This window comes from Proteiniphilum sp. UBA5384, from assembly GCF_002410825.1.
Taxonomy (GTDB): domain Bacteria; phylum Bacteroidota; class Bacteroidia; order Bacteroidales; family Dysgonomonadaceae; genus Proteiniphilum.
On the sequence record NZ_DHOS01000052.1, the window covers coordinates 1 to 14,260 of the forward strand.

At 43.6% G+C, this 14,260-nt stretch carries 16 protein-coding genes; 1 reads left to right on the forward strand and 15 read right to left on the reverse strand.

The genetic code is table 11. The annotated features are described in order from the left end of the window. Positions 1-72 precede the first annotated feature (72 nt). The 15 genes from B4G81_RS09795 to cysS all read right to left on the reverse strand — a co-directional run bounded on the left by B4G81_RS09795 (position 73) and on the right by cysS (position 13,346). Complete coding sequence (locus B4G81_RS09795) at positions 73-1,032, reverse strand: hypothetical protein (protein ID WP_294081999.1); 960 nt, start codon at positions 1,030-1,032, stop codon at positions 73-75. 635 nt (positions 1,033-1,667) lie between these two features. Next, entirely contained in the window at positions 1,668-2,207 is a 540-nt protein-coding gene (locus B4G81_RS09800; protein WP_294082001.1) for a hypothetical protein, read from the reverse strand. A gap of 49 nt (positions 2,208-2,256) precedes the next feature. Further along, a complete protein-coding gene (locus tag B4G81_RS09805; RefSeq protein ID WP_294082003.1) occupies positions 2,257-2,784 on the reverse strand; it encodes a hypothetical protein in 528 nt (175 codons plus the stop codon). Between the two features lie 58 nt (positions 2,785-2,842). Beyond that, positions 2,843-3,547: an outer membrane beta-barrel protein gene (locus B4G81_RS09810; RefSeq protein ID WP_294082004.1), complete on the reverse strand. Its 705-nt coding sequence runs from the start codon at positions 3,545-3,547 to the stop codon at positions 2,843-2,845. A 38-nt stretch (positions 3,548-3,585) separates the two neighbouring features. Continuing rightward, positions 3,586-4,128 carry a FecR family protein gene (locus B4G81_RS09815; protein ID WP_294082006.1) on the reverse strand — a complete coding sequence of 181 codons (543 nt, stop codon included), beginning with the start codon at positions 4,126-4,128 and terminating at the stop codon, positions 3,586-3,588. Continuing rightward, positions 4,128-4,409, reverse strand: a complete 282-nt coding sequence (locus B4G81_RS09820; RefSeq protein WP_294082008.1) for a hypothetical protein — start codon at positions 4,407-4,409, stop codon at positions 4,128-4,130. The genes B4G81_RS09815 and B4G81_RS09820 overlap by 1 nt, the downstream gene beginning before the upstream one ends. Positions 4,410-4,485: 76 nt before the next feature. Beyond that, a complete protein-coding gene (locus B4G81_RS09825) occupies positions 4,486-4,998 on the reverse strand; it encodes an RNA polymerase sigma-70 factor (RefSeq protein WP_294082009.1) in 513 nt (170 codons plus the stop codon). Further along, positions 4,986-5,276, reverse strand: a complete 291-nt coding sequence (locus B4G81_RS09830) for a hypothetical protein (RefSeq protein ID WP_294082010.1) — start codon at positions 5,274-5,276, stop codon at positions 4,986-4,988. The genes B4G81_RS09825 and B4G81_RS09830 overlap by 13 nt, the downstream gene beginning before the upstream one ends. Positions 5,277-5,299: 23 nt before the next feature. Then, positions 5,300-6,361 (reverse strand): oxidoreductase, encoded by a 1,062-nt coding sequence (locus B4G81_RS09835; protein ID WP_294082011.1) that lies wholly within the window; start codon positions 6,359-6,361, stop codon positions 5,300-5,302. A 42-nt stretch (positions 6,362-6,403) separates the two neighbouring features. After that, a complete protein-coding gene (locus tag B4G81_RS09840; RefSeq protein ID WP_294082012.1) occupies positions 6,404-6,982 on the reverse strand; it encodes a non-canonical purine NTP diphosphatase in 579 nt (192 codons plus the stop codon). Continuing rightward, positions 6,979-9,045, reverse strand: coding sequence for a hypothetical protein (locus B4G81_RS09845; protein ID WP_294082013.1), 2,067 nt, complete (start codon positions 9,043-9,045; stop codon positions 6,979-6,981). Before B4G81_RS09845 ends, B4G81_RS09840 begins: the two co-directional genes overlap by 4 nt. A 38-nt stretch (positions 9,046-9,083) precedes the next feature. Beyond that, the gene (locus tag B4G81_RS09850) at positions 9,084-9,896 is read right to left on the reverse strand and encodes a metal ABC transporter permease (RefSeq protein ID WP_294082016.1); all 813 of its coding nucleotides are present in this window, start codon (positions 9,894-9,896) and stop codon (positions 9,084-9,086) included. Between the two features lie 4 nt (positions 9,897-9,900). Beyond that, entirely contained in the window at positions 9,901-10,335 is a 435-nt protein-coding gene (locus B4G81_RS09855) for a phospholipase (RefSeq protein WP_294082018.1), read from the reverse strand. A gap of 6 nt (positions 10,336-10,341) precedes the next feature. After that, positions 10,342-11,571: a 3-phosphoshikimate 1-carboxyvinyltransferase gene (aroA, locus tag B4G81_RS09860; protein WP_294082020.1), complete on the reverse strand. Its 1,230-nt coding sequence runs from the start codon at positions 11,569-11,571 to the stop codon at positions 10,342-10,344. Positions 11,572-11,852: 281 nt separating this feature from the next. After that, positions 11,853-13,346: a cysteine--tRNA ligase gene (gene cysS, locus B4G81_RS09865; RefSeq protein WP_294082022.1), complete on the reverse strand. Its 1,494-nt coding sequence runs from the start codon at positions 13,344-13,346 to the stop codon at positions 11,853-11,855. Positions 13,347-13,522: 176 nt separating this feature from the next. Between cysS and B4G81_RS09870 the strand changes: the two genes are divergently transcribed. After that, the gene (locus B4G81_RS09870) at positions 13,523-14,245 is read left to right on the forward strand and encodes a DUF5020 family protein (RefSeq protein ID WP_294082024.1); all 723 of its coding nucleotides are present in this window, start codon (positions 13,523-13,525) and stop codon (positions 14,243-14,245) included. The last annotated feature ends 15 nt before the right edge of the window (positions 14,246-14,260 follow it).

A 14,260-nucleotide genomic window follows, 5' to 3' on the forward strand; every position in this document is an offset into this window, starting at 1 on the left:
GGAAGTAAATTCAAAACAGGTTCTGAATATCTTCACTCCCTGAATATGCTTTCGAATATTTATAGCTGCTATTTATCTAACCCAATTTACAGGATTTATTTTTCTCAAAAAAATTGCTTTTTTCCTTTTTCTTTTATATTTCTCCCACTCTTTCCTCTCTTTAGTGTTATAGTAGCTTACATAAATATCGTCCTCTTTCGAAGGTTCGATATTTATAAAACTCCACTTAATGGTCTTATCAGTTCTATTAATTTGATATCCAATCGGGGATATTTCTTCGAGATTTTCAAGCTTGATATCATGTAATTGCAATTCAATAGTGGCTTTTTCTATCAAGCCATACCATCCTGATCCGGTTTCCAGAATATACTTGAAATATCTATAGTCAGCACCATATCCTTGTCCGGATGGAAGAGAATAGACTACTTTTATTTGTTTCCTTTCATTCTTGTCAAAATGAACCTTCCATACATACCACGGAAAATTGCCTTTTTGCATTTGTTTTCTAAATGCCTGCCAAAGTGCTGACCCGAGATGCGGTTGTGTTTCCCTCCATTTGAATAATTCCTCCAAAGCTTCTCTGGCCACTTGATCTGACGGATTTGTGGAATATTCATAAAAAATATTATCCTCTTCAGTTACATTGTTTGCTGAATATATACTATCTCTCTTCCGCTGGTATTCTTTCTCAATATAGTGTACATGCATATAGGCATTGTAGATACTGTCTAATTCCGGGGGAACACCAATATCATCTTCTGTTAGCATCTCATTGTCCACAAAAATGCTGAAATGGGACTTATCATCATCAGAATAATCACCTGGGTACCAATATTGAAAATTCATTACCGGAAAACCGATCTGGATAGTAGTACTATCTCCAAGGTTCAGTAATTCGAAGGTGCATGATACTATGGAGGAGTCGTTATACAGGTCAGCATATACATATTCTGTCGTCATCTGGATTTCACAACTGTCACTTGTGTAAATTCCTTTGACTTCAATCGGGCTGGGGGCAATGTCCGCATTCACTTTGTGAAATAGTACAAAAACTGTCAATAATAATGCGCTCTTTTTCATTATCTATTCTTTTTATTTTTCGAGAACTTCCCTGTTGGAACATCATCCACGAGATTAATTACGAAATTAAGTTTCCTTTCGGACTGATCGACTTTGATGCCATTAAAGTAAATCTGACCGGGAGGTTGTAAACAATCAGAAAAAGAAACGGAATAAAAATTTCCAAAGCTATAGTAATTCTTTTGGGCTGGATATATTTTTTCTCCACCTTGAAAGTAATAGATATCGCTTTCGTCGAAAATAAATTCAACGGTATCATGAAGAAGAACAGTTATATGTCCCTGGATAAAATTCTTACTCCTTCTATCATAATAATTAGATGCTTGGAAAGTAAGAGTATAGTTTACGTCTCCAATAGTAAAAGTTGTATATTCCGGACTAATTTGGACTTTCATGATCCGGGGACCACAATCGACTAATGGCATAGAACAACAGCCTGATAGTAGAAATATAGCACTCATACTAATCAATGCCATTGGTAGGATGAATAAGTTATACTTCATTAGATATTTGGCTTTAAATTATACATGCTCGTCTAATATCCTTGTTAATTATGGTTACGCATAACTTAAAGAGTGATGAAAAAATTATTTGACAAATATAGACATTGCCTGTGAATTATTCTTGCCTTCGGTAGTAAGGTTTAGTTTTTTTCCATTTCTCCAGAGGGTGGCTTTCAGGTATCCGGGGATAAGAAGATTTCCCTCTGTCTTTCCTTCTACCGTCACATAGCCTGATGTATATACATCTCCATTTGACACAAAAACAGAAAAGAACACGATCGCGTCTTTATCATCGGCGATATTTTGTACGATGCCATTTTTCCATAATCTGGCCTTATTATCCTCGACTCCCGCTGCATATACATCGTCACCGGAAACGTAAACAGTATATGCCCGTGAGCTATTGTTGCCATTTGTAAGTTTTTCCATCTTCCCATTTTTCCAGAGTCTGGCTACCGGTTTTTCATCCTGGATATTCTCAAATCCTGCGACGAACACATTTTGGCCTGTCGGCCATTCTCCCGTTTCTTCTTGTCCCTCTTCAGGAAGGGAATCCTGTCCACAACCTGAAAAGAATAATGTTGTAAGAAGACAGATGCTTAAAAAACGAATTTTATTGAACATGATTTTCTAAATTGATGGTGGATAGTCTTTTGTAGGATTCCAGCCAGCTTTATTTTTTCTTCTTTTCAATTTGGATGACACGTGGTTGGATGGTGTCATTGGCGGTGGCATCAATTACATAAAACCGAGGTTGCTCGGTGGACTCTTCCGTTATGGGCATGATGGTGTACTGTTTCCCTTCTTCCACAGTGAATGTAAGCTTGTAGTGCGTATGAGGATTATTGGATTCTGCAATGGATGCCCCGATTATGCCGAACATCGCTCCCGACATGGCTGTCTTGTCTTTCCATTGCTGGAAGTGGCGGATCTCCACTGTCCGTTCACCGGGTAATACATCGGTATATTTCGGGAAGCCTTTCATATAACTACCCACTGAAACTGTATCCACTTTTATGAGAAAGGCTGACTCGGAAGTTTTCTTCCCTTTGATCCTCAGCTTATGGTCTCCTTGCAGGATACGGGCAAGGTCTGAAGATTCCATTTTTGTCCCTTGATACCCTTTGGTACTGCCACAACCCGCCAAAAGAATCATACCGGAGAGGAGGATTGCTAAAAAAATAAGTTCATTTGTTTTCATACGTGATACTTTGTTTGTTATTAAGACAGATTATTATATTGACTTGATTATATTGCCATTACCATGTGCGGAAACTGATAAAAGCAGTAGCCATCAGGTTGGAGATGTTCATTGTCTCATCCAGTTTTGCGGTTTGTCCTCCTGATTTAAGAGAGTTGATTGTTCCCAGGGTATAAGAGAGTTTTACACCGACTCCCGTTTTATCATTTAGCTTGTATTCACCGGCCAGCCCGGCATTAAATCCGAAAGTGGTAGCGTGCATACTGCCTTTTCTTCCATCTAAATCCATCTTGTCTTTATAGAAGAGGGGGCCGACGGCAAAGGAGGAGAGCAGCAGGAATTTGGAGGATTCAATGCGGCCTACAAATGAGGGACCTACAAACAATATGTTTTGAGATTCCTTGTATTTATTCACAGTCCCAAAATCAGGAATGTCGATGTTCTTGCCGGAAGTGGGTGATGAACAGAAGTTTGCATTGAACCCTAATCCCCATCCCTCTTTGAAGAAATATTGCGCGTCAGCGTCGATAGTGAATCCATGTCTCAACTTTTTGCTCATATCATCGAGTTTGGAATCACCCGTTTTTTGGATTTTTCCCAAGCGGAAAGCATAACCACCACCCACGGAAAACCGGAAATCCTTGTAATTCTGTGGAGATGCATATTCCACTTCATAGGAGGTTGCCTGCTGCGCGGTGGCAGATGTAGCAGCTAACACGCTAATGATAGCGGCAGCCATTGCAATTAAATAGATTTGTTTCATAGATGTAATGAATAAAAAAGTGTTGCGTTTTTGTTTTATTATTGTGACATAACAGCAATATGGCTGTCGAGCGTGATATTGATGATATTGATAATTTCTATGATACTTTTTTGGGTGAAAGAGGAACTGAATGTGAGTTCCGACTCATTGTCGGGTAATTCAATTTGAACCTTATAGAAGTGTGACAACACCATCACTATTTCTCTCAGTCTTGTATTGTCGAAAGAGAGTGATTGTGTTTTGGTGTTGATTTTCATCTTACTATCGGGTGAAGCTACTTTTATCGTTTTGTTCTCTGCATTGTAATGAACGGTCATGCCGGCAGTGCACAGTAATGGAACTTGCAGATCGTCCGGCGTAAATCGTACTATTCCGGATTTCACGCTGAGCTGTGTCTCGACATTATCGGCAGTAACGGTAAACTCCGTGCCAAGCACTTCTATTTGGGCGGCGGGAGTAGAGACGATAAAAGGTTTTGCTTCATCGCGGGTGACGGCGAACGCTATTTCTCCCTGCATCGAAACTCGCCGTTCGATTTTATCGAAATCCTTTTCGTATTTCAATTCCGCCCCTTTTTGCATCACGATCCTGGTTTGGTCGGGAAGTGTGATTCAGTGTGATCGTATCCGGCAATGAGCGTATCACCCCTTTCGGCCGTGAGATACAAAATTCCTGCGGTGATCACAACGATTGCTACTACCGCAACACGCCACAACAGAGTCAATGACCGCCGTTCCGTCGCGATTCCTACACGCTCACGTATTTGAGGCCAGGCTTTACGGCTGTCGAACCTGCCGGGCTGATAGTGCCGGGCAACAAAACGTACTGATTCTTCTATTATATCGACCTCTGACTGTTCCATAACGATAATATATACCGGATTATCTACCTATATGATACAAGAAAGTGAAAAATCCCTCACTTGAAAGTGAGAAATATTATGCAAAAAAGAAAAGCCAAGCCCGGATATCTTTGTTCCGAAGCGTTTGCATTGCACGGAATACGTGATTTTCAACGGTTTTTATGGATAATCCGGTTTGTGTTGCGATCTCCTTGTAACTCATACCATCGCGTTTTGCCATCAGAAAAATCTCACGGCGGCGTTCCGGCAGTTCATCGATCATTTTCCAGATGCGGGCTTCCATCTTTGCACGGTTTTCCTGTTCTTCCTCACTAAAAAGAGGCATATCGGGAGAAAGCGTATCCAGTTGAGTGGAGGGTTTGGCATCGCGGATATGTGTCAGGCAGTTGTTCCTGACAGCCGTATATAGATAAGACTTCACAGATTTGATCATTTCTATCTGCTCCCTTTTATCCCAGAGACTTACGAATGTTTCTTGTACCACATCCTCAGCTTCTTCAGCATTACACATGAAATGGAGGGCATGCAGGCAAAGCGGACGGTAATAAGTATGGAAATATTCGGAGAACTTCTTTTCTAAAACTCGCATCGGCAATTAGTAGTTCTACCTTCATCGATATCTTTTAATCCCCTTTCTACTCCTGCTTTTTGCTCATCAGACAGATCATTCCACCAGTCATTATGATGTGTCTTGTTTTCTTTTACAACTTTCAGATAATTGATTATCTCTTCATCTTCAAGCCGGATAAGCCATTCAATAAGTTCAATTTCATTAGGCGTTTTTTCGCCATGGCATATCACAAGCAAGCTTGGATCTGCCCATTTGGCTTGACGAAAACGTTCCAATTTTACAGCATCGTATCCCATAATCAACTTTTTTGTTCAAATGGTTATTCGATTGGAATTGTTCTTTTTTCCTTGCTGCTTTGGAATGCCAGTTCAATGATCCGCATTACATTGAGGGCTTCTTCCGGTTTGACGGCAATAGTTGCCTTGCCGTTGATGGCATCACGCAGGTTGATGAAATAGTCGCGGTAATCGCCATGCTCGCTTTCCAGTTTTCCCTGTATTTTCACACCCTTGTATTCGGCGTTGATAGTACCCCAGATAGTTTCGGGCTCACGTCCCCAGTCTTTCCCCTCGGGTTTGGCACCGCCATCGAGCGTGGCTTCCTGGACGTCGAGACCATATTTCACAAAAGAGCCGTTGGTGCCATGGAGCAGATAGGTGGCTCCGGGGATACGACAAATCATTCCCGATTTCAGGGTAGCGGTGAAGGTAGGATAGTGGAGTCGCACATCGAAATGGTCGTCTGTTTTTGCCCAGGGGCGCTGTGAATTGATTTCGGCCGTGACTGCTTCCGGCATGCCGAAAAACCAGAGCGCCTGGTCGATCAGATGTGCCCCCAGATCATAAAAGATTCCCGACCCGGGTAGGGGCTGTTCCCGCCATGCTCGGCCGGGACGGGGATCACTACGGTAGCGGTCGAAGTGTGTTTCATAATCCACGATCTCGCCAAGGAGCCCGCTGTCAAGCAGTTTTTTCACTGTTTTAGTGTCACTGGTGAAACGACGGTTGTGATAGACGGTAAGGATTTTTTGCTGCCGCCTGGATATCTCGATCAGTTCGGTGGCTTCTTCTACATCCACTGTGAATGGTTTTTCTACCACCACATGCTTGCCGGCCAACAGAGCCTCTCGTGCCCAACGGAAATGGTCGGTATTGGGTGAAGTGACAATGACCAGATCGATTTCCGGATCATCAATGATCCCTTTGCCATCCGGGACTATTGCGGTAATGGGATACCGTTCTTCAATCATTGCACCTCTTCCGGGATTGGAGGTGCTGATCTTGGTGAGTTCAAATCCCTCTATCACATCGATGAAAGGAGCATGAAACACCCGGCCGGAAAGTCCGTAACCGATAATGCCTGTACGAATGTTGGTTGACATGATTTTTATGATTTACTGATTTGGTAATTTACTGATTATCTTTTAATATTTCAGCAGGAAATCGACGAGTTTCTTCATGGCCAATGCCCGGTGACTGATATTATTTTTTACTTCGTTACCCAGTTCAGCGAAGGTTTCATCATACCCATCGGGCATGAAAATGGGGTCGTACCCGAACCCGGTATTGCCCCGTTTATCTTCTATAATCGTTCCTTTGATCACCCCGTCGAAAAGATATTCCTTGCCGTTAAGAACCAGTGCGATTACAGTCCTGAATTGGGCTGTGCGGTGTTCAATCCCTTGTAGGGCAGCGAGTAATTTGTTCATATTGTCTGCAAAGCTGCAACCTTCTCCCGCATACCGGGCCGAATAAACGCCGGGTGCTCCTTCCAATGCGTCCACCTCCAGGCCGGTATCGTCTGCAAAGCAGTTATATCCATATTTCTCTTTGACGAATCGTGCTTTAATCAGCGCATTCTCCTCTAATGTACTGCCTGTTTCTTCGATCTCTTCGTGGCAATTGATATCATTGAGACCCAGGATCCGTAACTTTCCATTTGTAATCTCACGGATTTCGTCAAGCTTATGTGGATTGTTAGTGGCAAAAACCAATTCTTTCATTTTTTCCCTTTTATTTTAAGTGCTCTTTCCTTTTCGCGTTGTTTTAATTCTCTTTCGCGTTGGCGTTGTCTCTCCTTTATTTCCTTTTCTCTTTGCCTGATCCTTTCTTTACGCTCCCCTTCCCGCTCTTTCACCGACTGTCTCCTCTCTTTTTGGGAGGCTGTTTCTGTTTGTTGCCGTAACGCTTTGGCGGCATTCTCTTCGAGTCGCTGTTTCAATGCTTCGGATGTTTCCCGTTGGGGATTTTGAAACTGCCCGGATGCTGCGGGGATTGCACTTTGGGGTTGCAATACAGGTTCCGGTATGGCAAGGACTTCCCTTTCCGTTTGTTGAACCGGTTCCGGCATAATTTCCGATGGCGTTTCCAAAGATACAATCTTTTCCGGTTCCTGCTTGTTTTTTTCTTCAAATTCTACCATCAATTGATCTCTTTTGGTCAGTTGAAACCCGATTGGTGCAGAACCGATGTTTTTGGCATAGAAAATATTGTATTCATCCAAGCCTCTTCCTTCGCGAATCAATTGCAAGTTCTCTTCAGAGATAATGACAGGGGTAATTCCTTCGGAAACGGTGGAGAGGAAAAGGGAATCGGAATATATTATCTCCGTATAGCTGCTTGCTTCTTCGAAGGAATGGAAGGGTTCGATTTGAATGGCTTCCGATCCCGGGAGGGGAATAGGGGAGACGTTGAACCGACGTAGCTTGAAATGGGAGAAATTGAAGTCGGCAGTAGTAAAGACAAGCTGGTTTTTATCGGTTGAACCTGTGGAAAAAGTAAGTAAGAGGTGATGCAGCCCGTTTTTATCCGTACTGAACGGGATTGGCGGAGCGGTGGTTTGTGTTTGCCACAATCCGTTACGGAGCCGCCATTGCCTATGTAAGGCTGCATTCTCTGCCAGCGTTCTTCCTTCCGAGAACCGTTCCGGCGTGCCAATCTTGTTGAGGATTTCCTCGCCGGTTGAGTCGGCAGCGGTAATTATCGATGCTGTCCCCGCTTCCATGCCGGAATCCGGTAGAGAAGGTTTGAAAGTTTGTGCCAATGAGTCATTTCCTGCTTGCAGGTATATCCGGTAACGACGGTTGAGGAGTGTTGCAGAGTCAGCATCATTCATTTTCTGTTCCATTTTATGTAGCCGCTGCATGATTTTGCGTTGTTGCTCCCCCGATGTGAGAGCCGACTGCCAGAGAGTGGCATTCAGTACAAGTTCGAAAGGAGTGCTCAGTCCTTTCACCTCTTCAAATGACCGGTAAGCCATTTTTTTCTCTTCCCCGGTTATGACACAGAGTTGTCCGAGAAGGAATTGTAATCTCTTTTTCCGGAGATGATCGGTTTCAGTAGTGATCGTTTTACGCAGATGGGGGATTGCTTCCCTGTAATTCTTTTTCCTGATCAGGAAAAAAGTATAATGTTCATCGTAAAGTTTCTGCAGGTCGGGGGGCAGTTTCTTGTTCCTGAGTGCATAGATTGTTTTCTCCGCCTCGAACCATCTTTCCATTTCGGTATATGTGCGGAGCATCCAGATTTCAATTTCGTCGGTCAGGAGGTTGTCATTCCTATAGAGGCGCAACATTCCGGAGAAAACGGAGAGTGCTTCGTTATAATCGTTATTTTGTAAATAAGCTTTTCCACGTAATAACCATACATTTTTCAGGAACGGGTTGAATTCCTCTTGCCGGAGCCACTGACGGTATTCCTGTGATTGGGCTTTGGACGGATCTCTACGGGGTTTTGCCGTGATGGAGTGTTCCCGAATGGCCTTTTCGGTTTTTTCAATTACCGGGTCAAAAGGGCCGCCGGGTATTAACTTTTCCGTTTCAGAGAGGGTAGGATAAAAAGGCAGTAGTTCGGCATAATCCGGATGTAAATCGTCCGATCTGTCTTTCAGTATCTCATTGTAAGCCTCTTCAGCATTAAAATAAATATTGTAGCGGGTAGTGAGTTCATGATAAGCGCGCGTGCCACCGGTATTTCTTTTGGCGGAACAGCCTGTAAAAAGAGTAATACAGCATAATAACCAAAGTATATACTCTGTTTTTCTTCCTGTTTTTTCTTTCAGCAACACCAACAATCTCCTTTTCCGGATTAATTTTCTCTTTTCTGTTAACGCCGGAAAAGTGATTTTATTGCTTTTGCGATAAAGAACATTATGATAAGTACAAAGATGATAAATGCACCGGAGGGAACATTCAGGTAATAAGAGAGCAATAACCCTGCCACACATCCTGCGAAGCTTAATAGTCCGGAGAGGATAATCATTTTCGAGTAGTTTACAGTAAAAAGGTTGGCAGTCATTTGCGGCACTGTAATCAGCGACATCAATAGGACAATTCCCACCAGACGGATACTCAGAACAATAGTGACTGCAATGAAGAGCATCATGGTATATTCGATGAATTGTGTCGGAAGTCGGCGCGTACGGGCGAACTCGGTGTCGAATGATACGGAAACGATAGAATGGTAGAACAGGATAAAGAAAAATGTCAGGACCACGGATAAAACCACTAAAGCGGCAATATCACGGGAGGTGATGGTGAGTATATTTCCGAAAAGATATTCAGAGAGGTTTGGCGCATAGCCGGATGTCAGGAAAGTGAGCACTATCCCGATAGCCATACCCAACGACCAGAAGACAGCGATGGCAGAATCTTCCCGCACACCTTGTTTTCGTGATAACCATTGGATGCCGAAGGCAGAGAAAACGGAGAAGACCATTGCCGACAGAATGGGGGAAAGGCTGAAATAGAATCCTATGCCCAAGCCCCCTAACGAAGCATGGGTGATTCCCCCACTAATGAATACCAGTCGTCGTGTAACAACATATGTGCCGATTATGCCGCAGGCAATGCTTGCAAAGAGACTGCCCCACAGGGCATTCCGGAAAAAGGCATAATCAAGGAGTTCGACGATATTCATCCGTTCAGCAGGCGTGCATTTTTTGTGCTCTCAATTCATTCACGAACATCAGTACTTCGTCTTTCAACTGGTCGGGAAGGGAGATATCCCTCATTTGAAGGCTCCTCACCCAGCGCGGCTTTTCTTCGTCGAGTACAGAATAAAAGATATCACGGAACTCATCGACTTCGCCGGCAGCATAGTTGGCCGAGTCCCGGTGTGCGTATCTGTCGAGTTCCTCATCGTCGAAATACTCCGGTTTCTCCACAAAAGCAGCGATCAGGCTATCCCGCTCGCATATTTCATGAGCGCCGCAACAACCGCTGCCTCCCAGGTCTATTGACGGGGGAGTCGCTTCACGTTCAGTTGTATTTCCTTTTTTCCGTTGTAGGCGGTTAGAAATAGTGAGCGCTACGACGAAAAAGAGTATAATGCCTGTAAAAAGGAGTAAGCTTTGCATAATATATTACCTTTCCTCAATTGTAAATCCCGCCCGTTCCAGGTCGTTCCAGAAATCAGGGTAGGATTTGGATACCACCTTGGGATCGTTGATAGTGAACGGGCCGCATGCGATAGTCCCCGGCGCCAGTGACATTGCCATGCGGTGATCGTCATAGGTGTCGATGGCAGGTTCTTTTTCCGGCAAACATCGTTCCCCGTCCCATTCCAACATCCCTATCTCATTTTCTTTAAGGATATAGCCTAATTTCTTTAATTCGTTAATGAGTGCGGCTACCCTGTCGGTTTCTTTTATCTTCAGGCTTTGTATTCCGGAGAAAAGAAACGGTACACCCATAAAACAACAAGTAGCGGCAAAAGTTTGCGCCAAGTCGGGTTCATTGACAAAATCATGGAAAAATTTTTTTGTCCTTTTTTTTGTATTCCTTATGACAATGCTGTCCGGTAGGAATTCAGTGGCGACTCCCAAATCGCTAAAAAGGTTGGTGACGTTGGCATCTCCCTGGAGGCTGTTTTTTCCTAACCCTGCGAGAGTGACTTCTGCTCCGGGGATAAGGGAGACCATCTCGTACCAGTAGGAAGCGGCAGTCCAGTCAGGTTCCACTACAAATTCTATTGCATTGTAAAGTTGCGGTTTTACGATGATGTCATTGCCATCCCATTTAGCCTGTACTCCGCATTTCTCCATCATGCTAAGTGTCAATTGAATATAAGGCTTTGATACAATTTCGTTCTCGATATGCATCACCAGCCCGTTTTCCATTCCGGGGGCTATCATCAACAGGGCCGAAATAAACTGCGAACTGATATTACCGGAGAGGTACACTTCACCACCTTTCAACCTGTGTCCCTTTATTTTCAGGGGGGGATATCCTTCCCTTTCCAGGTAATCGATTTCGGCTCCCAATGCTACAAGTGTTTCCACCAGCGGGTAAATAGGCCTTTCATGCATCCGTTTGGACCCTTTGATGATCCATTCACCTTCCATTCCTGCCAGGAAGGCGGTAAGGAACCGCATGGCGGTACCCGCAGCCTTGATGTCGAACTGGTTAGATTTTGAGTTGAAAGTATCGATAAGCACTTGTGTATCTTCACATTCTGATAAGTTCTTGATGGGATATGGGCTCAAACTCAGTGCGTTCAGGATAAGAGCCCTGTTGCTCATACTCTTGGACGCAGGAAGCTGTACAGTACTGCGAAGCGTCTCGGGAGAAGTTATTCTATATTGTAACGGCATGTCAAAGCTATATTTTCACTGTCAGTCAGACATATATTCATGTGATCATCATTATTTTTAATGCGATCGTATGTCAATTGCAATAGTGATACAAAAATAATACTTTAAATTAAAGGTTGAGCGGTTTCTTTCCGCTTTTAGGTTGTTTTAATTGATTTAAACTTTTTTCTCTTTCCGGTGAAAGACTTTCTCTTTCAGTGATATGGAACTATCCTGTGATCTTACGCAGCCAACCCATGCATAAAAATGGGCAGCATGGCGTTTCTCGTTTTTCAGACAGATTAAATCCTCCATTCCACACCATCCCTGGTGTCCTTTATCTCCACGCCCACCGCTTTCAGTTCATCGCGGATCTTGTCGGAGGTATTCCAGTCCTTGTTTTCCCGGGCTATTTTCCGGATATCGATAATCAAATTCATCAATCCTTCGATCACATCGCTTCCTCCCATGCTCTTCGTTTCGTCGCACAACCCCAATACCTCGAAGATAAAGTCATGCATCAGTTTTTTCAACGCTTCGAGGTCACCGGTGGTAAGGCTTTCTTTCCCATCATTGACGGAGTTGATTATACGTACCCCTTCGAATAGATGAGCTATGAGCATAGGACTGTTAAAGTCATCATTCATCGCTTCGTAGCATTTTTCTTCCAGTGCGGTTATATCTACGGAGGATGACGGTATTGAAGAGGATGCCGACGGAGATAATTTTTCCAATACCGATAAGCTTTCCATCAATTTTTTATATCCTTTTTCGGCGGCCTGCAGTGCTTCATTAGAGAAATCAAGCGTACTCCTATAGTGCGATTGAGCCATAAAAAAGCGTACCGTCATCGGAGAATATCCCTTTTCGAGTAACGGATGGTCACCGGTGAATAATTCTTTAGGTAAAAAGCCGTTTCCGGCTGTTTTAGACATCCGTGCCCCATTTACCGTCAACATATTGGTATGCATCCAGTACTTTGCCGGTGCGGTGTGGTTGCAGGCATTTGATTGGGCAATCTCGTTGGTGTGATGGGTTGCCTGCAGGTCCATGCCTCCGCCGTGTATGTCGAAAGTGGTCCCTAGATATTGGGTGCTCATAGCGGAGCATTCTATATGCCAGCCGGGGAAACCCCATCCCCATGGTGATGGCCATTGCATCAGGGTTTCCGGTTTTGCCTTGATCCAGAGGGCAAAATCGAGCCGGCCATGTTTTTCGTCTTGCCCGCCCAGTTCACGTGTCCCTTCCAGCAGGTCTTCCAGCTTCCGGTTCGTGAGTTGGCCATAGTCATGCTCCTTGCTATATTTCTCCACATCAAAATAGACAGAACCATCCACTTCATAAGCGAATCCCTCTGCCAGGATCTTTTTAATCATTTCTATCTGTTCGATGATATGCCCTGTAGCGGTGGGTTCAATGTTGGGAGGGAGGGTATTGAAGAGCGCCATTACGTTATGGAACCCAATGGTGTATTTCTGTACAACCTCCATCGGCTCCATCTGCTCCAGTCTGGCTCTTTTGGCAAATTTATCGTCGCCCTCATCCCGGTCACCTTCCAAATGACCGGCATCGGTAATGTTGCGTACATAGCGTACCTTGTAACCGAGGTATAGCAAATACCGGTATATCATATCGAAGGAGATAAAGGTGCGGCAATTTCCCAGATGTACATCGTTATATACAGTGGGGCCGCACACATACATCCCTACAAAAGGAGGATGCAATGGCTCAAAAGGTTCTTTTGTTCTACTGAGGGTGTTATATATGACCAGTTTTTTTTCCTTTTCGTTGCTCATAACAAATGATAATTTTTTATGGAGAGACAAAAATACAAATTAAAACTAATGTGCCAATGTGACTCACGATAATAATGAGAATAAAAAAGAAGTGCATTTATGGTGTTGCGTTGCATATTTTTAATATTTTTGCGACTTCTTTTGGATTATCTTAATTATTAAAACAAAAAGTCTTTATGGTACGAAACATTGTTCTATTCGTTGCGATCATGTGTGCGACAGCGACTATTCAGGCGCAGAATCTACAGCTACACTTCGATCCACGTCATTCACTGTATGGAGATAAGGTATTTACACCAATCAATTATTTGACTGCCACTTTTGAGATGTTTAAACCTGACCAGTGGGGGAATACTTTCATGTTCGTGGATATTGATTTCAGTTTTGATAAAAGGAATCCGGGATTGGCTTATACTGAAATTGCCCGTGAGTTTAAAATTGGTGATTTTCCCTTGCTGCCCCATATTGAATATAATGGTGGTTTAGGATTAGTGAGGGCGACAGATGGTGGTTTCTCCATTCCCAGTTCTTATCTTGGAGGGGTGGGTTATCCCTTTCAGTTGGGAAACTTCTTCCTGAGCACTTATGTAGCTTATAAACTGAATGCTTTTGAGAAGACAAGCCATGATGCGCAATGGACCGTTACGTGGAACTCTACCCTTGCAAGCGGAAAACTTTCATTGGCCGGTTTCCTGGATATCTGGAGTGAAAACAAAAATCGTCTGGGAACAGGAGATGAAAAGGGTAAAAAGATGGTTTTATTGAGCGAACCGCAAATATGGTATAACATTACTTCCCAACTTGCAGTCGGTAGCGAGGTGGAGGTAAGTTATAATTTTGTGGCCGGTACCGAAAAATTTTATGCTATCCCCACGGTAGCCACCAAATGGAATTTTTAATATAACTCCCAAACA